This is a genomic window from Pseudomonas sp. PK-RTE-24 (genome assembly GCF_054052265.1).
In genome coordinates, this window is record NZ_CM133224.1 from 2,426,805 (window position 1) to 2,445,111 (window position 18,307).

General features: G+C 60.7%; 12 protein-coding genes. All 12 read right to left on the minus strand.

The features are described from left to right. Positions 1-191: 191 nt before the first annotated feature. Complete coding sequence (locus ACV8MC_RS10900; RefSeq protein WP_150742242.1) at positions 192-491, minus strand: DUF2845 domain-containing protein; 300 nt, start codon at positions 489-491, stop codon at positions 192-194. Beyond that, on the minus strand, positions 488-3,439 hold the full coding sequence (locus ACV8MC_RS10905) for a DUF748 domain-containing protein (RefSeq protein ID WP_457265261.1): 2,952 nt from the start codon (positions 3,437-3,439) through the stop codon (positions 488-490). The genes ACV8MC_RS10900 and ACV8MC_RS10905 overlap by 4 nt, the downstream gene beginning before the upstream one ends. Before the next feature lie 222 nt (positions 3,440-3,661). Further along, on the minus strand, positions 3,662-4,678 hold the full coding sequence (locus ACV8MC_RS10910) for a class I SAM-dependent rRNA methyltransferase (protein ID WP_457265263.1): 1,017 nt from the start codon (positions 4,676-4,678) through the stop codon (positions 3,662-3,664). Positions 4,679-4,813: 135 nt separating this feature from the next. Then, positions 4,814-6,751 carry an acetate--CoA ligase gene (acs, locus tag ACV8MC_RS10915; RefSeq protein WP_041477824.1) on the minus strand — a complete coding sequence of 646 codons (1,938 nt, stop codon included), beginning with the start codon at positions 6,749-6,751 and terminating at the stop codon, positions 4,814-4,816. A 201-nt stretch (positions 6,752-6,952) separates the two neighbouring features. Continuing rightward, positions 6,953-8,617 carry a glucose-6-phosphate isomerase gene (gene pgi / locus ACV8MC_RS10920; RefSeq protein WP_016773160.1) on the minus strand — a complete coding sequence of 555 codons (1,665 nt, stop codon included), beginning with the start codon at positions 8,615-8,617 and terminating at the stop codon, positions 6,953-6,955. A gap of 358 nt (positions 8,618-8,975) precedes the next feature. After that, a complete protein-coding gene (gene panC, locus ACV8MC_RS10925) occupies positions 8,976-9,836 on the minus strand; it encodes a pantoate--beta-alanine ligase (protein ID WP_024014335.1) in 861 nt (286 codons plus the stop codon). After that, positions 9,833-10,633, minus strand: a complete 801-nt coding sequence (gene panB, locus ACV8MC_RS10930; RefSeq protein ID WP_041477826.1) for a 3-methyl-2-oxobutanoate hydroxymethyltransferase — start codon at positions 10,631-10,633, stop codon at positions 9,833-9,835. The genes panC and panB overlap by 4 nt, the downstream gene beginning before the upstream one ends. A 436-nt stretch (positions 10,634-11,069) precedes the next feature. Next, positions 11,070-11,555: a 2-amino-4-hydroxy-6-hydroxymethyldihydropteridine diphosphokinase gene (folK, locus tag ACV8MC_RS10935; RefSeq protein WP_310220213.1), complete on the minus strand. Its 486-nt coding sequence runs from the start codon at positions 11,553-11,555 to the stop codon at positions 11,070-11,072. Between the two features lie 3 nt (positions 11,556-11,558). Beyond that, positions 11,559-12,959 (minus strand): polynucleotide adenylyltransferase PcnB, encoded by a 1,401-nt coding sequence (locus ACV8MC_RS10940; protein ID WP_056790418.1) that lies wholly within the window; start codon positions 12,957-12,959, stop codon positions 11,559-11,561. A 733-nt stretch (positions 12,960-13,692) separates the two neighbouring features. Next, a complete protein-coding gene (locus tag ACV8MC_RS10945) occupies positions 13,693-15,129 on the minus strand; it encodes a sigma-54-dependent transcriptional regulator (RefSeq protein ID WP_041477828.1) in 1,437 nt (478 codons plus the stop codon). A gap of 22 nt (positions 15,130-15,151) precedes the next feature. Continuing rightward, entirely contained in the window at positions 15,152-18,106 is a 2,955-nt protein-coding gene (locus tag ACV8MC_RS10950; protein ID WP_024014332.1) for a sensor histidine kinase, read from the minus strand. Further along, positions 18,090-18,266: a hypothetical protein gene (locus ACV8MC_RS10955; protein ID WP_003176118.1), complete on the minus strand. Its 177-nt coding sequence runs from the start codon at positions 18,264-18,266 to the stop codon at positions 18,090-18,092. The genes ACV8MC_RS10950 and ACV8MC_RS10955 overlap by 17 nt, the downstream gene beginning before the upstream one ends. Positions 18,267-18,307 lie beyond the last annotated feature (41 nt).

The following is an 18,307-nucleotide window of genomic DNA, read 5'->3' on the forward strand; positions in this document are numbered from 1 at the left end:
GTTCATGCGAACGGTCACACGGATGTGACCATTACAGGCCCCGGCACTTGTGTCGGGGCCTGTTCTATTTTGGGCAATACCAATGTGGGAGCGAGCCTGCTCGCGAATGCGTAGTGTCAGCCGACAAGTTCGTCAGTAGACAGACCGTATTCGCGAGCAGGCTCGCTCCCACAGGGTGAATTTCGTTCGGCTTAGTTACCGCGTTTGCTGTTGATCTGCCTCAAGCGATTACCTTCAAAGCGCAGGTACTGGTACATGCCGTTGTTTGGTCCGTAGGTCCATTCCTCGACCTGAAACTCTTCGCGGCGATTGGCACTGCGCTTGTAGCCGAGCACATCGCGGCTGACCGGCTCGCCGCATTTTTGCAGCACCTCGCTAGCGCGGTCGCCGAGGCTGATCAATTGGCTGCCGCAGCGCAATGTATCCGAAGCCGACGCATGGCCGGCGGCGCACGTCAGAGCGAGCGCCATCAACCAGTTACGCGCGGTCATTCTGCATCCAGGTGCATTTGCGTGACCACGCGGCCATCGCTTTCGGCCTCGCCGAGGTTGGCGTCGATGAAATACACGCGGTCATCCTCGAGCTTGCCCTTGTCGACCAGGTAATCCTTGATGGTGCTGGCGCGATCCTGGCCCAACTGGCGCAACAGCACCTCGCTGCCACTCCAGAACGCGATCACGCCCTGGCGCATTTTCGCCGTGCGTTCTTCCTTGCCCAGGTCTTTCCATTCTGCCGGTGGCTGGGTTTTCAGGCGGGTGCGGTAGATGCCTTCGAGCAACGCGCCTTTCTCGCTTTCGGGCACTTGCAGCAGCGAGGCCTGGGCCGGAACTTTGTCGCCACGGCGCTGGAGCATCTTGTAGTAGTTGTACTGATATTCGCGTTCCAGGCGTTGTTCGGCGAGCAGTGGCCCATCGCTGCTCTTCGCGGCCGTGCCTTCGATTTCCAGGCGCAGCGCCGGACGTTCCTTGAGTGCCTGCGACAGTTTCACCAGCGCCGCTTCGGCGTCTTTGCTCAGATCGCTGGAGCCCGGCGCGAAGGACACCGTGCCGAGGTCTTCGGAGCCGCCGCCACTGACCAGCCCGCCGATCATCTTGAACGGTGCGGCGGCCGCTTTGACGATCAGATTGCGCAGGGTCTGCCAGACGATCGGCATCACGCTGAACTGCGGATTATTCAGATCGCCGGTCACCGGCAATTCGATGGAGATCTTGCCGTCGACGTCCTTGAGCAGGGCGATCGCCAGTTTCAGCGGCAGACTCACTGCATCAGGGCTGTCGACCTTCTCGCCCAGTTGCAGCTGCTCGACGACGACTTTGTTCTCGGCTTTCAGCTGGCCTTTGGTGATCAGGTAGTGCAGATCGAGGTTGAGCCGGCCCTTGCGGATGCGGTAGCCGGCGAATTTGCCGGAGTAGGGCGTCAGGGTCGTCAGTTCGACGCGCTTGAAGCTGGTGGCGATGTCGAGGCTGGCCATCGGGTCGAACGGATTGACCGCCCCCTTGATGGTGACCGGCGCATAGCGGTCGACCTTGCCTTTGATATCGACGCTGGCCGGCTTCGCCTGACGACTGTCAATGGTGCCGATCTGACCGTTGAGCTGCTGCACGGCGGTGGCGAAATTCGGCGTCAGGCTGAAGTCGGCGAAGTTGGCCGAGCCGTCGTTGATCGCAATCGCGCCGATGTGAATACCCAGCGGTTTGTCCTTTCCTGCCGGTTTGGCTGCGGTGCTTTTTGCTCCGCTGTCGGCCGGTTGCGGGATCAGCAGGTCGTCGACGTTGGTGGTGCGATCGTCGTTGATCATGAAGCGTACATAGGGCTGCAACAGGTTGACCTTGTCGATCGACAGGCTGTCGCCGTGCTGATAGTTGATGCCGTCGACCACTACTTGCTGCCATTTGAGAAAATCGCGGGTCTTGAGCGTATCGAGGGTGTGCAGTTGATCGATCTGCGCGCGGCCGGTGACGCTGAGGGCCAGTGGTTCGGTGCTTTTCAGGTTGACCTTGAGGTCACTGCCGAGCATGCCGCTGCGCAGTTCCAGGCGAATGAACGGGTTGATATAGGACTGCGCGACACGCAGGTCGACGTCCTGGGTTTTCACGTTGAGCTGCGCGTTGACCGGGGCCAGATTGACCGTGCCGTCGGCGCTGATCTTGCCTTGCTTGCCCAGGCCGCTGTCGAGCTTGAGCTTGAAAGGCGAGCCGTTGAGGCTGTCGAAATCCTGCAGATCGACGTTCAGCGGGGTGATGTCCAGCGCTACTGCCGGTTGCGCCGAGCGGTCGGCGAGATGGACCGTGTAGTTGCGCAGTTGCACATCCTTGACCAGCACCTGCCATGGCTTGCTCGGCGCGCTTGGCTCAGGTTTCGGCGAGTCGGCGGCGGCCGGTGTATCCGCCGGTTCGGCAGCGGCTTTGGCAGCCGGTTTCGACGGTTGGCTGGCGAACAGCTTCTGCCAATCCAACTGGCCGTCGGCTTCCAGCGCCGCCCAGGTTTCCAGTTTGTTGCTGCGGATCTTGCCGACCACCACTTGCTGCTTGGCCAGGTCCAGCGAGGTTTCGCTGACGTCGAGGCGTTCGAGCCTGGCCAGCGGACGTCCGTCCGGAGCCTTGATGGCGAACGGCGCAATGCTCACCGCGACGTTGTTCAGCAGCAGTTCGGTCTGTTTCGACAGGTTGAGTTTGTACTCGGTGCTGAGGCTGACCACGCCGTTTTCCAGCACTAGCGGCACGGCGTCGCGCACGTAGGGCCAGAAGGATTTCATCTGGCCATCGGTGACTTTCAGGGTGCCTTCGGAGGTGAACGGGATCAGGCTGAAATTGCCGGTCCAGTCGATCCTCCCGCCAGCGGGGCCGATGGCGACGAGGGTCATGTCGGCGCTGTCTTCGGGCAAAGTGCTGAGGTTTTTCAGCTCGAAACTGAGGTCGTCGTAAAGAAATTCGATCGGCTCGCTGGGCCGCATATCCTCGAAATGCACCACGCCGCCGGCCAGTTTGATGTTGTCGATACGCAGCGGGAATGGCTTGGCGTCGGGATCGGCGGGTGTCGGCTCGCTCGGCGGCACGTTGAACAGGCCCAGCAGGTTGAGCTTGCCGTCCTTGGCGAAGAGGATTTCGCTTTTGGGTTTGTCCAGTTCGATGTCGGACAGATGCAGCGCTTTGGTCCACAGGCTGTCGATTTGCAGGTTGGCATAGAGGCGATCGAAGCCGACCTGCTCCTTGCCCGGTTCGCCGATGATCAAACCCCACAGGGTGACCTCAAGGCTGAACGGGTTGAGTTCGATGCGCTGCAGATGCGCCGGCACCGTCGCGTAGTTCGCCAGTTGCTGGTTGGCCACGCGCAAGGCAATGCCCGGCAGGATCAGAAACCCCAGCAGGCTGTAGAGGGCCAGGGCTGTCAGCAGTGCGCCAATCGCGCGAATCAATCCTTTGGGCATGTGCGGCTTCATCTGTCTGAATCGGAGTGCCTTGGAGTATGGCACGCGATTCTGGTTCCGAAGTGCTTGATGTGGGACAGGATTGTTCAGAAATTTCTGTAGGAACAGATACCCATTGTAGGAGTGAGCCTGCTCGCGAATGCGGTGGTTCAGTGAAAAACAAGTCGACTGACACTGCGCTTTCGCGAGCAGGCTCGCTCCCACAGGGGAATGTAATCGCTCATGCTTGAGGGATTAGAGCTGCAAAATCAGTGTCTTCAACGGTGGCTGCTGGTCCCGCGAGGGGAAGTCCGCACCCGGGGTCATCACGCTCCATTCGCGCACCGGGCGGCCGGCCTTTTCGGCGCAGCGCAGCACTTGTTCGCGCCAGTCGTCCATGCTGACTTTCGCCAGGTTGTTGCAGCAGATCAGTACGCCATTGTCGGCGGTGGTCAGCAGCGCGGGTTTGAGCAGGCTCTGATAATCGCGCAGCAGATCGACGGTGCCGAACGCACTTTTGGCCCACGCCGGCGGGTCGAGCAGGACCAGATCGTATTGGCGCTGTTCGAGGCGCTGATAGCTCGGCAGCTTCTGCCCGCGCCGCTGGCTGATCGGCAGGCCGGCGAGCTGGCGGATCGCCGGAAAGTAATCGGACTGAATGAATTGCATCTCCGGCAGTTGCGGGTTGAGCAATCCATTCTCGCGACCGACCGCCAGATTGCCTTCGGCAAAGTCCAGGTTGCACACCTCGCGCGCACCGCCTGCCGCAGCACTGAGACCAACGCCACAGGTGTAAGCGAACAGGTTGAGCACGCTTTTGCCTTGCGCATGATCCTTGACCCAGCCACGGGTGTTGCGCAGGTCGAGGAACAGCAGCGGATCCTGCCCGGCATGACGCCCGCGCACGCGGTAGTTCAGGCCCCATTCATGCCCGACCATATCGGCCAGTGCAGCGTCATCGGCTTTATAGACACTGTCCTCGCGATCGATCCGCGAATTGCCCCGAGAGCGGTCGTTGTAGACCAGCAGGCTGTCGAAGCCCAGGGTCTGGTTGACCATGGCGTGCAGTTGCAGCAGGTCGTCACGTTCGAGCGTCTGGTGAAAACTCTGTACCAGCAGTTGCGGGCCGTAGCGGTCGATGGTCAGGCCGCCGGCGCCTTCCTGGCTGCCGTGGAACAGCCGATAGCAATCGGTGCCCTGGCTGTGCAGCGCAGCGAGCAGGTCCTGGCGTTGATCGAGGGCGGCGCGCAGCGCCTGATTCAAGGAAGACATGCGGGCGCCTTGCTGAAAAAACGCGAAGCTTAGCAGTCGGGGAGCTACAAGCGGCAAGTTTCTAGCTGCAAGCTAAAAGCGAAAAGCTGCGCGGACCGCTTTAGCTTGCAGCTTGTAGCTAGAAACTTGCAGCTCTCAAGTATTGAGCCGTTTATCAACGAGGTCCTGCACCACACTTGGATCAGCCAGAGTCGAAGTATCGCCCAGACTGTCGAGCTCATTGCAGGCAATCTTGCGCAAAATCCGCCGCATGATCTTGCCCGAACGGGTCTTGGGCAATGCCGGCGCCCACTGGATCAGGTCCGGTTTGGCGAAGCTGCCGATTTCCTTGCTGACATGCGCCAGCAGGTCTTTCTTCAGCTCTTCGTTGGCCTCGGTGCCGTTCATTGGCGTCACGAATGCGTAGATGCCCTGGCCTTTGACGTCGTGGGGATAACCGACCACGGCGGCTTCGGCGATGCTGTCGTGCAGCACCAGGGCGCTTTCCACTTCGGCGGTGCCGATGCGGTGGCCGGAAACGTTGATCACGTCGTCGATGCGTCCGGTGATCCAGTAATCGCCGTCCTCGTCGCGGCGGGCGCCGTCGCCAGTGAAGTAATAGCCGGGGTAGGGTTTGAAGTAGGTGTCGATCATCCGCTGCGGATCGCCGTAGACGCTGCGAATCTGCGCCGGCCAGCTCGACTTGATCGCCAGCACGCCGCTGCCGGCGCCTTTGATTTCCTTGCCGGCTTCGTCAAGCAATACCGGTTGCACGCCGAACATCGGTTGCGTCGCGCAGCCGGGTTTGATCCGTTGGGCGCTGACCAGCGGGCTGAGCATGATGCCGCCGGTTTCGGTCTGCCACCAGGTGTCGACGATCGGGCAGCGCTGTTCACCGACGGCATTGAAATACCATTCCCACGCTTCCGGGTTGATCGGCTCACCGACGCTGCCGAGCAATCTGAGGCTGGCGCGCGAAGTTTCCTTCAATGGTCCGGCGCCTTCGCGCATCAGCGCGCGCAGGGCGGTGGGTGCGGTGTAGAAAATGTTGACCTTGTGCTTGTCGATGACCTGCCAGAAGCGCGAACTGCTCGGGTAGCTCGGCACGCCTTCGAACATCAGTGTGGTCGCACCGTTGGCCAGCGGCCCGTAGACGATGTAACTGTGGCCGGTGACCCAGCCGACGTCGGCGGTGCACCAGAACACTTCGCCGTCGCGGTAATCCAGCACGTACTTGAAGGTCATCGCCGCTTGCAGCAGATAGCCGCCGGTAGTGTGCAGCACGCCTTTGGGTTTGCCGGTGCTGCCGGAGGTGTAGAGGATGAACAGCGGATCTTCGGCGTCCATCGGTTCCGGCGGGCAGTCATCGCTGACCTCGCGCACGGCCTGGTGATACCAAAGGTCACGGCCTTCGACCCAATCGACTTGGCCCTGAGTGCGCTCGACGACCACCACGGTGCTGACGTTCGGGCAGCTTTGCAGGGCTTTGTCGACGTTGTTTTTCAGTGGCACGAAGCGGCCGCCACGTACGCCCTCATCGGCGGTGATCACGGTACGGCAGTCGGCGTCGAGAATTCGATCACGCAGGGAATCCGGGGAAAATCCGCCGAACACCACCGAATGAATCGCGCCGATTCGCGCGCAGGCGAGCATGGCGTAGGCGGCTTCGGGGATCATCGGCATGTAGATGCACACCCGGTCGCCTTTCTTTACGCCACGGCTTTTCAGCACGTTGGCCAGACGGCAGACGTGGTGATGGAGTTTGTTGTAAGTGATCTGCGCCGACTCGGCTGGGTCGTCGCCTTCCCAGAGCAGGGCGGTCTGCTCGCCGCGTTGCTTGAGGTGACGGTCGATGCAGTTGTAGCTGACGTTGAGCTTGCCGCCGGCAAACCAGGCGGCTTCACCGGTTTTCAGGTCATAGCGCTGAACGGTCTGCCACGGCGTGCTCCAATCGAGGAAACGCGTGGCCTGCTCGGCCCAGAAGGCACTGGGGTGTTCAATCGATTCGCGGTACAGGCGCCGATACTCGTCCTGGCTCAACTGAGCGGCCTGGCGCACGGCATCGGCTTTGGGGAACGTGCTGATATCGAACATGACGGTTCCTTATTCTTGTGGTGCGACACGAATAAAGATGCGCCGAGCGCTGCACAGGTTCAAGTCATGTGCCAAAACAACTGTGGGAGCGAGCCTGCTCGCGAAGGCGGAATGTCAGTCAACGAAGGTGTTGAATGAAGAACCGCTTTCGCGAGAAGGCTCGCTCCCACAGGGGAACAGCGTTGTGCCCGAAGGCTTTTATCAGCCGCGATGACGCCCACGGAAGTAGTTGATCAGGCCTTGAGTCGAGGCATCGTCAGCCACGGTCTCGTCGCTGCCGACCAAGCGGTTGTAGACGCCTTTGCCCAATTCCTTGCCCAGTTCCACACCCCACTGGTCGAAGGCGTTGATGCCCCAGACCACGCTTTGCACGAACACTTTGTGCTCATACATCGCAACCAGGGCGCCGAGGCGACGCGGGCTGATGCGTTCGACTACCAAGGTGTTGCTCGGACGATTGCCCGGGATCACCTTGTGCGGCGCCAGTTTGCGCACGTCGTCTTCGCCCATGCCTTTGTCGCGCAGTTCGGCTTCGGCTTCCGGCAGGGTCTTGCCGAGCATCAGCGCCTGGCTCTGCGACAGGCAGTTGGCGTACAGCCATTGGTGATGATCGGAAACCGGGTTGAAGCTGACGATCGGCACGATGAAGTCGGCCGGGATCAGTTGGGTGCCCTGATGCAGCAGCTGGTGATAAGCGTGCTGACCATTGCAGCCGACGCCGCCCCAGATCACCGGGCCGGTATCGGTCGACACCGAGGTGCCGTCCTGACGCACGCTCTTGCCGTTGGACTCCATGTCCAGCTGTTGCAAGTGCTTGGTGATGTTGCGCAGGTAGTGGTCGTACGGCAGGATCGCGTGGCTTTGCGCACCCCAGAAGTTGCCGTACCAGACGCCGAGCAGGGCCAGCAGCACCGGCATGTTCTGTTCGAACGGCGCGGTCTGGAAATGCTGGTCCATGGTGTAGGCACCGGACAGCAGTTCCTTGAAGTTGGACATGCCGATGGCCAGCGCAATCGGCAAGCCGATCGCCGACCACAGCGAGTAACGCCCGCCGACCCAGTCCCACATCGGGAAGATGTTTTCTTCGCGGATACCGAAGGCCACCGCTGCGGCGTTATTGCTCGACACAGCGATGAAGTGACGATACAGCTCGGCTTCGGAACCGCCCTGCGCCAGGTACCAGGCGCGGGCGGCCTGTGCGTTTTTCAACGTTTCGAGGGTGTTGAACGACTTCGACGAAACGATGAACAGCGTGGTCTCGGCGCGCAGTTTTTGCGTCAGCTCATGGAACTCGCTGCCGTCGATGTTCGCCAGATAGTGGCAACGTACGCCTTTCTGCGCGTAGGACAGCAGTGCTTCGGACACCAGCTCAGGGCCGAGGAACGAGCCGCCGATGCCAATGTTGACCACATCGGTGATCGGCTTCTCGGTGTAACCGCGCCACAAGCCATCGTGAATTCGGCCAACCAGATCGGTGATCTGGTTCAGCACCTTGTGCACTTCCGGCATCACGTTGACGCCGTTGACCGACAGTTTGTCGCCGACCGGGCGGCGCAGGGCGGTGTGCAGTGCCGGGCGGCCTTCGGAGGCGTTGACGATTTCGCCGTCGAACAGCGCCTTGATCGCGCCCTTCAGATCGACTTCATTGGCCAGGCCCACGAGCAGGTTGCGGGTCTCGGCGTTGATCAAATTCTTCGAATAGTCGAGAAACAGACCGCAGCTACTGAGGGTGAACTGATTGAAACGCTGCGGATCGGCGTTGAAGGCTTCGCGCATGCTGAAATCCTGCATGGCTTGGCGGTGATCTTTCAACGCTTGCCAGGCGGGCAGAGCGGTAACGTCGTGAGGAGTGCGGTAGTACGCCATCGCTGCGGTTTTCCTTTTTACTTGAACGGCCTTTTGAACACGGTACAGATCAACCACGGGTTTTAGCGCATGGGATCAACTGCGTCGACACGAGATCTGGACACAGGGCGAATACAGTAAACCTCGCGCTGCGTTCTGTCTTGACTTTGTCTGACCAGATCCCTGTACTTTTTTAACATCCGCAGAGGAATCTGGCCGACAAACGGAGGTGCCCGGAAGACTTTCGCCCAACCGGCATGCACCTAAAACACATGTGGGAGCGAGCCTGCTCGCGAAGGCGGAGTGTCAGGCAATTTATAAGTCGCTGATACACCGCTTTCGCGAGCAGGCTCGCTCCCACAGGGAAATTCGTTGCTGCTTAAATCGGGCTATCGAGATTCAGGTGCAGGTTGTCGATCAACCGCGTGGTGCCGAGGAACGCCGCCGCCAGAATCACCAGATCGCGGTCTTCCGCCGTCGCCGGACGCAAGGTCAGGCCATGACGGATCTCCAGATAGTCCGGACGCAGCCCCGCCGCTTCCAGCACCTGCAACTGCGCAGCGATCAGCGCCGGGTAATCACGCTCACCTTGCTTGATCGCTTCCGCAATGCTGCTCAGCACGCGATACACCACCGGCGCCACGGCGCGCTGATCTTCATTGAGGAAGCCGTTGCGCGACGACAGCGCCAGACCGTCCGCTGCACGCACGGTTGGCTCGCCGATGATCTGGATCGGCATGTTCAGGTCATGCACCAGTGCGCGGATCACCGCCAGTTGCTGGTAATCCTTCTGGCCGAAGATCGCCAGGTCCGGTTGGACCATGTTGAACAGCTTGCTGACTACGGTCGCCACACCTTCGAAGTGCCCCGGACGGCTGGCACCACACAGGCCTTCGGACAATTGCGGCACGCTGACCCTGGTTTGGCCGGCCATGCCGTCCGGGTACATCTCTTCAACCGTCGGCGCGAACAACAGGTCGCAACCGGCTTCGAGGAGCTTTTCCTGATCGGCGGCGAGAGTGCGCGGGTATTTGTCGAGGTCTTCGCCGGCGCCGAACTGCAGCGGGTTGACGAAAATACTCGCGACGACGAAATCGACTCGCTGCGTAGCCTTGGTGATCAATGCGACGTGGCCGCTGTGCAGGTTGCCCATGGTCGGCACGAAGCCGATGCGCTTGCCTTCACTGCGCGCGCGAGCGACGGCGGCACGCAGTTCGCGTACGGTTTTGACGGTGTTCATGCAGAGAATCCGTGTTCGATGCCGGGAAACGTGGTGGCTTTGACTTCACTGACGTAAGCCTTCAGCGCGGCCTGGATGCTGTCCTGACCTTGCATGAAGTTCTTGACGAATTTGGGGACGCGGCCGGTGATCGACAGGCCGAGCATGTCGTGCAATACCAGTACCTGGCCGTCGGTGGCGTTGCCGGCACCGATACCGATCACCGGAATGCCCACGGCCTGGCTGATTTCTGCCGCCAGTTCGCTCGGCACGCACTCGAGCAACAGCATGGCCGCACCGGCCTGCTCCAGCGCGATCGCATCGGCACGCATCTGCCGCGCCTGGTTCTCATTGCGGCCCTGCACCTTATAGCCACCAAGGATGTTCACCGCTTGCGGGGTCAGGCCCATGTGCGCACACACCGGCACACCGCGCTCGGCGAGCAGGCGTATCGACTCCGCCAGCCATAGCTGACCTTCAACCTTGACCATGTGCGCGCCGGCCTGCATCAGCATGGCGCTGTTGTTCATGGTCTGTTCGAGGGTGGCGTTGGCCATGAACGGCAGGTCGGCGAGGATCAGGGCATCGCCATTGCCACGCTTGACGCTGGCGACGTGATAGGCCATTTCCGCCGTGGTCACTGGCAGGGTGCTGTCGTGCCCCTGCAGGACCATGCCCAGGGAGTCGCCGACCAGCAGCACTTCGACACCGGCCTCATTGCAGGCATGGGCGAAGGTCGCGTCATAGCAGGTCAGCATGGTGATTTTTTCACCTTTCTGCTTGAGGCTCTGGAGCGTGGTCAGGGTGATGGCTGGCATGTAAAAAATCCTCGTTCAGGCGCTCTGGAAACTGCTGCGAGTCACGCGCGTGATTCTTCATCTACTCAGGCGCACGGTCTTGTGTCGTGCTTTGAAAGGCCTGGATTGCGCCCGTTCATGCCGGGTTGGCGGCAGCGGGACGCCTATAGTCGTGATGAGCCAACAGGAAGTCAATTGCGTGTGTTACCGCCTTGTTACGCGGGCGGTGTTACCGGCGTTACTGATGCGATTCAGCGGCGCGGCGGGCCTGATTCGGGGGATTTTTGTCTGACAAAAACTGGAGATTGGCAGGTGACCTGTGGCGAGGGGATTTATCCCCGTTGGGTCGCGGAGCGGCCCCATTTTTGTATACGGCTTGGTCAGATTTGGGCCTGCTTCGCAGTCCAACGGGGATAAATCCCCTCGCCACATAACCACATTTCACAGAAGATTTTTGTCAGGGCTGGGAGATGCGTTCGAGGCCGACAAACGGGCAGGCGGCCAGGAGGTCTGTCAGCGTGCGGCCGTCGGCAAGACGCAGATCCTGCGGTGCCAGTTCAGCGAGGGGATAGAGAACGAACGCCCGCTCCTGAATCTGGTAATGCGGGACTTTCAGCCGTGGCTCGTCGATCAGGCGATCGCCGAACAGCAGAATATCCAGATCCAGCGTGCGTGGTCCCCAGCGTTCCAGACGTTCGCGGCCCTGAGCGTTTTCGATCGCCTGCAAGGCGTCGAGCAACTCGATCGGTGCGAGCGAGCTGTCGAGGGCGGCGACAGCGTTGGTGTAGCGCGGCTGGCCCGGCAACAGTGAATCGCTTTGATAAAAGGCTGAAACGCCGGCAAGACTCGTCTGCGGCAATTGCCCCAGCGCCGCGATGGCGCTGCGCAACTGGTCGGCCGGGTCAGCGAGGTTGCTGCCCAGACCAATGTAGATGCGTTCCATCGCTTACTCGCCCGTCGCGCTCGAAGCGCCGGCGCGCTTGCGCTTGGAACCGCCGCTGCGGCGACGTTTGCGTGGCGCGCCGCTGGCATCGTCACCCTTGCCGCTGAGGTCGCGGATCATGTCGCGACGCTCGCTGTCGTTGGCGTCCTGATAATCGGTCCACCATTCGCCGAGGCCATCGGTCTCCTCACCGGCGCTTTCACGCAGCAGGAGGAAATCGTAACCGGCGCGGAAACGCGGGTTGTCCAGCAACAGATCGGCGCGTTTGCCACTGCGCCGTGGCAGGCGTTCCTGCATGTCCCAGATTTCGCGGATCGGCATGGTGAAGCGCTTCGGAATCGCGATGCGCTGGCACTGTTCGGCGATCAGCTCGTGAGCGGCTTCCTGCATCGCCGGAATCGGCGGCATGCCACGTTCCTGCAGACGCAACACTCGCGCCGGCAGCGCAGGCCAGAGCAGGGCGGCAAAGAGGAACGCCGGGGTCACCGGTTTGTTCTGCTTGATGCGCAGGTCGGTGTTGGTCAGCGCTTCGCTGATCAGCGTGTGGGTGTATTCCGGGTTGTATTCCAGCGCCTCGGCACTGGCCGGGAACAGCGGGGCGAACAGTTGCAGATCAACCAACATTTCAAAGGTGATCGCGCCGTGCCCGGAGAGGAACAACTTGAGCACTTCTTCGAACAGCCGCGCCGAAGGAATCTCGCGCAGCATCGGCGCCAGCTCACGGATCGGCTGCACGGTGTGCTTCTCGATGCCGAAGTTGAGCTTGGCGGCGAAACGCACGGCCCGCAGCATGCGCACCGGGTCTTCCTGGTAACGCTGCTTCGGGTCGCCGATCAGACGGATCAGGTGATTGCGAATGTCGTGCACGCCATTGGCGTAATCGAGAATGCGCTCGCTGACCGGATCGTAATACAGAGCATTGATGGTGAAGTCGCGGCGTTGCGCGTCTTCTTCCAGGGTGCCGTAGACGTTGTCGCGCAGAATCCGCCCGCTCTCGTTGCGCGAAGACTGGTTGCTGTCTTCCTCGTCTTCGTTGATCGGGTGATTGGCGCGGAAGGTCGCGACTTCAATGATTTCGCGACCGAAATGGATGTGCACCAGTTTGAACCGGCGACCGATGATCCGCGCATTGCGGAATTCGGCACGGACCTGCTCGGGGGTGGCGCTGGTGGCGACGTCGAAATCCTTGGGCGTGATGCCCAACAGCATGTCACGCACGCAACCACCGACCAGATAAGCCTGGTAACCGGCACCTTGCAGGCGTTCGACGATATTCACCGCATAGCGGCTGAACTGCGTTTTCTGCAGCGAATGTTGGCCGCTGTTGAGCACTTCAGGGGTGCTGCGGATGTGTTGCGTACGACGCACGGGAGTTCGGAATGACTGGAACAGCTTCTTCAGCATGGGATGCACTGTTTGAAGGAATGTTCGGCCATACCAAAAGAATGACCGCATGATGGGCGCAGATTCTAGCATTTAGTCGGGGGATGGTGTAGGACGCAGCAGATATGAGCTGCAAGCCGCAAGCTGCAAGGGTCGAACGAGGGAAACAGGGGGATTTCAGCGGGGAGAGAAACTACAAGGGGAGCCGAAGCTCCCCAAGAAGTAGTTGCGTGCTCTTTTTATTATTGATTCGGGCTTCTTGTTTTTGTTGAGTGCCCTCGCCACGAAGCGTTTCCTTCGTGACCCTCCCAATCGGGAGCCAAGAGCAAACGGATTGCTTTGGTCGCTGAATTGCAGTGATCTGTCGATCCAACCAGTACAGGCTCTGTCTTAGGACAGTTTTTGTTGTTCTCGGCCTGGTCGTGGGGCAAGCCCCAAATACAACGCCTCTCCAAAAGAATCAGTTAGCTGCGCCTCTCGCCGTCTTGTTTTTATTGTGCGTGAGTCGATTCGTCTTATTTTTATTGTCTTGTGCATTGCTTGTTATTGTTCTTGTACCAAACATATAGCAGGGTGCGTGCCAACTTTTGCCAAGCCCAGTAAAACAAGGGGTTAGGTCGATATAACCGTTTTGCAGGGGCGAAAAAAAGCCGGGGTTTCGTTACCGATAACCCCGGCTTCTGTTACGTGAATCGACTGCGGTAACAGTTTTTTCACATTGTCATGCGTTACCCGCGCACGCGGTGGGTAACGCTCAGCTTTCGCTGGCGACCCCGGTCTTGCGCCGTGGAATGCCCAGACGCTGGCGGCGTTCCCACAGGCATTTGCGGCTGACGCCCAGTTTGCGTGCCAGTTCGGTCTCGGTCATGTGGTCCTGATGCTCGAGGACGAAGTGCTGGAAATAGTCTTCCAGCGACAGATCCTCGGTCGGCTCATGGCTGCTGTTGCTGGCGTTACCGCCGGTTTGCGGCGGCAGACCGATGAACTCGTCGTCTTCCAGATCGCTCAGCTCGATGTCGATGCCCAGCAGGTCGGCCGAAATCTCCGGGCTTTCGCTGAGAATCACCGCGCGCTCAACCGCGTTTTCCAGCTCACGCACGTTACCGGGCCACGAATAGTGCCGGATCGCCTGTTCAGCGTCGGCAGCGAATTTCAGGTCGGTGCGATTGATCCGCGCGCTCTGGCGAGCGAGGAAGGCATTGGCGATTTCGTTGACGTCGGCGCCACGCTCGCGCAGCGGCGGCAGCTTCAGGGCAATCACGTGCAGACGGTAATAAAGGTCTTCACGGAACTGGCCGATTTTCGCCAGGCTCTTCAGATCGCGGTGCGTTGCAGCGATCAGGCGCACATCGACTTTCTGCGACTGTACCGAACCTACGCGGCGGATCTCGCCCTCCTGCAGAACCCGCAGCAAGCGAGCCTGGGCTTCGAGGGGCAGTTCGCCGATCTCATCGAGAAACAGGGTGCCGCCGTCCGCCGCTTCGACCAGACCGGCGCGACCGGCGCTGGCCCCGGTGAACGCGCCTTTCTCGTGGCCGAACAGTTCGGACTCGATGAGGCTTTCCGGAATCGCCGCGCAGTTCACCGAAATCATCGGCGCCTTGGCGCGTTTCGACAGATTGTGCAGGGCGCGGGCCACCAGTTCTTTACCGGTGCCGGACTCACCCTGAATCAATACGTTGGAATCGGTTGGCGCGACTTTGCGGATCTTGCTGTACAGGTCCTGCATCGGCGGGCAGGAGCCGATGATGCCGATTTCGCCATTGCTGTTATCCACAGCGGCTTTGCCATTGCCGGCGGCAGGCTTGCTCGCCGTGGTTTCGCCGGCAGCTGGCGCCGACTGACGATCACGCAGGATCCGCGCAACCGCCTGGAGCATTTCATCGTGGTCGAACGGCTTGGCGATGTAATCGACCGCGCCCATTTTCATCGAGTCGACCGCCGAGCGCAGGCTGGCGTAACTGGTCATGATCAGCACCGGTGTGCCTTGCCCGAGCTTGATCAGCTCGGTGCCCGGAGCGCCCGGCAGGCGCAGGTCGCTGACGATCAGATCGAACGTAGGAATGGTGAAGCGTTCTTGTGCTTCCTGCACTGATCCGGCTTCGCTGACCTGGTACTGGTTGCGTTCCAGCAGGCGGCGCAAGGCGGAGCGGATAATGGTTTCGTCTTCGACGATCAAAATGTGCGGCATTGATTCGATACTCTCGACGGTCTCAGTTCACAGCGGACGTCGCTTCGACATGACGCGGTAAGGTCACCCGGATACGGGTGCCGCGTTGGCTTTGTACATCAGCCGGGCTGTCGATGGTGATTTGTCCATAATGCTCTTCAACGATGGAATAGACCAGTGCAAGGCCCAGACCGGTGCCTTCACCCGGATCCTTGGTGGTGAAGAAAGGTTCGAACAATCGGTCCATGATGCTCGACGGAATACCGCTGCCTTCGTCTTCGACGATCAGATCGACCGTGTGTTCGCCGGCTTCGCTCTTGACCCGTACCGCACTGTGCGGCGGCGAGGCGTCGCGGGCGTTGGAGAGCAGATTGATCAGCACCTGGGCGAGCCGTTGCGGGTCGCCTTCGACCCAATGATCGGGATCGCACAGGTTGTAGAACTGCACTTCGAAATTGCGCCGGTTCAGCGCCAGCAGGCCAATGGCGTCCTGCGCGACTTCGGCCAGACACACTGGTTCGTCGTTGTGCTGATGGCTGCCGGCATGGGCGAAGCTCATCAGCGACTGGACGATGCGCGAGACGCGTTTGGTCTGCTCGAGAATCTGCCCGCTGATTTCCGTCAGCTCGCCGTCATCTTCACGCTCTTCGCGCAGGTTCTGCGCCAGGCAGGCGATGCCGGTGATCGGATTACCGATTTCGTGGGCCACACCCGCTGCGAGTCGACCGATGCTGGCCAGCCGTTCGGAATGCACCAGTTTATCTTCGAGCATCTGCGTTTCGGTCAGATCCTCGACCAGTAACACCAGGCCACTGTTACCCGGGGCCAACGGCTCGTCGATTGCCGCTTTGTGCAGATTCAGCCAGCGGGTCTGACCATCGAGGGCCAGATGCTGTTTGTGCAAATGCTCGTCGGGCAGGTTGATGAAGCCTTGCAGCAATTCTTTCCACGGGTTGGCGATCGTGCTCAGGCGCGAACCGACCACTCGCTGTGCGGCGATGCCGGTCAGCTCTTCCATCGCCTTGTTCCACATCAGGATCTCCTGATCCTTGGCCAGCGAGCAGACGCCCATCGGCAGTTCCTGCAAGGTCTGGCGGTGGTAGCGGCGCAGGGCATCGAGCTCGGCGGCCAGGCCGGTGAGGCGCGAGTGGTAATCCTCGAGACGGCTTTCAATGAAGTGAATGTCTTCGGTGACGTAGTTTTCGCCGCCAGCCTTATAGGGCAGGAAGGTTTCCACCATATCCTGCGCAACGCTCGGGCCCATCAGGCCGGACAGGTTGGCCTCGATGCGGTCGCGCAACCGGCGCAAGGCATACGGCCGGCGTTCATCGAAGGGTAGATACAAGTCGCGCAGCGCTTGCTCGACTTCTTTCTGCGCAGCCTTGGCACCCAGCGGCTTGGCCAGCTGCGTGGCGAATTCCTGCGGCGAGGCGGCGTGCAGTTCGCGGCGTTGCGGGCGCCGCACGTTGTCCACTGCACAGGCTTCGGCGGCGCTGGCTTCTTCCGGGCTGGCGTTGGTGAACAGCGAGATCAAAGTGAACATCAGCACGTTGGCGGCCAGCGAGGCGATGGCCGCCATGTGCCAACTGGTGTCGTCGAGCACGTAGATCATGTTCAGCAGCGGGATATAGAAGCCCTGCAGATTGCCGACCAGCGGCAGCAGCATGGTCACCACCCAGACCGTGATCCCAGCCAGCAGACCGGCAATGAAGCCGCGGCGGTTGGCGGTGGGCCAGTACAACACCGACAACACCCCGGGCAGAAATTGCAGAGTCGCAACGAACGCGACGATGCCGAGGTTGGCCAGATCCTGTTCGACGCCGAGCATCAGGTAGAAGCCGAAGCCGGCCATGATGATCGCCACGATCAGCGCCCGGCGGGTCCATTTCAGCCAGCGGTAGATATTGCCTTCGGCCGGCGGTTGATAAAGCGGCAGCACCAGATGGTTCAGCGCCATGCCCGACAAGGCCAGGGTGGTGACGATGATCAGGCCACTGGCGGCGGACAGGCCACCGACGTAGGCGAGCAAGGCCAGCGGTTTGCTGTTGGCGGCAATGCCGATGCCGAGGGTGAAATATTCCGGGTCGGTGGTGGCGCCGAGTTTCAGGCCTGCCCAGAGAATCAGCGGTACGGCAAGACTCATCAACAGCAGAAACAACGGCAGGCCCCAACTGGCGCTGACCAGCGAGCGCGGGTTGAGGTTTTCCGTAAAGGTCATGTGATACATGTGCGGCATCACGATCGCCGAGGCGAAGAACACCAGCAGCAGCGTGCGCCACGGGCCTTCCTGCAACGGCGTGTGCAGGGCGGCGAGGGCCGTCTGGTTTTGCAGCAGCCACAGTTCGAGCTGTTGCGGGCCGTCGAATACGCCATACAGCGCATACAGGCCAACGCCGCCGAGGGCGATCAGTTTGATGATCGACTCAAAGGCAATCGCGAACACCAGCCCTTCATGTTTCTCGCGCGTGGCGATATGCCGGGAACCGAAGAAGATTGTGAACAGAATGATCAGCGCACAGAACGCCAGCGCCACGCGGCTCTGCACGCGTTCGCCGGTGAGGATGCCGATCGAGTCGGCCACTGCCTGAATCTGCAGGGCAAGCAATGGCAAGACGCCAATCAGCATGAAAATCGTGGTCAGCGCGCCGGCCCAGGTGCTGCGAAAGCGGAAGGCAAACAGATCGGCCAGCGACGACAGTTGATAGGTGCGGGTGATCTTCAGGATCGGATAAAGCAGCACCGGCGCCAGCAGGAATGCACCGGACACGCCGAGATAACTGGACAGAAAGCCGTAACCGTACTGATAGGCCAGGCCCACCGTGCCGTAGAACGCCCAGGCACTGGCGTAAACCCCCAGCGACAGGGTGTAGGTCAACGGGTGGCGAATGATCGCGCGCGGGATCATGCCCCGTTCGCTGACCCAGGCAACGCCGAACAGCGCCGCCAGGTACGCGGCGCTGATCAGGATCATCTGGGTCAGGCTAAAGCTCATCGGCATCTTTTTGGCTCTGCAGGATGAAGGTCACGACAATCAGGATCAGCCAGAGCAGATAAGGGCGATACCAGGCGCCCGTCGCGTCGATCCACCAATCCATGATGGCGGGGGAGAACAGGTAGATCCCGACGACCAAAAGCAGGACCAAGCGATAGATGTACATCCCGGCCTCTCTTTTTTATGCGCGTGCCCGAAAACGTGCGG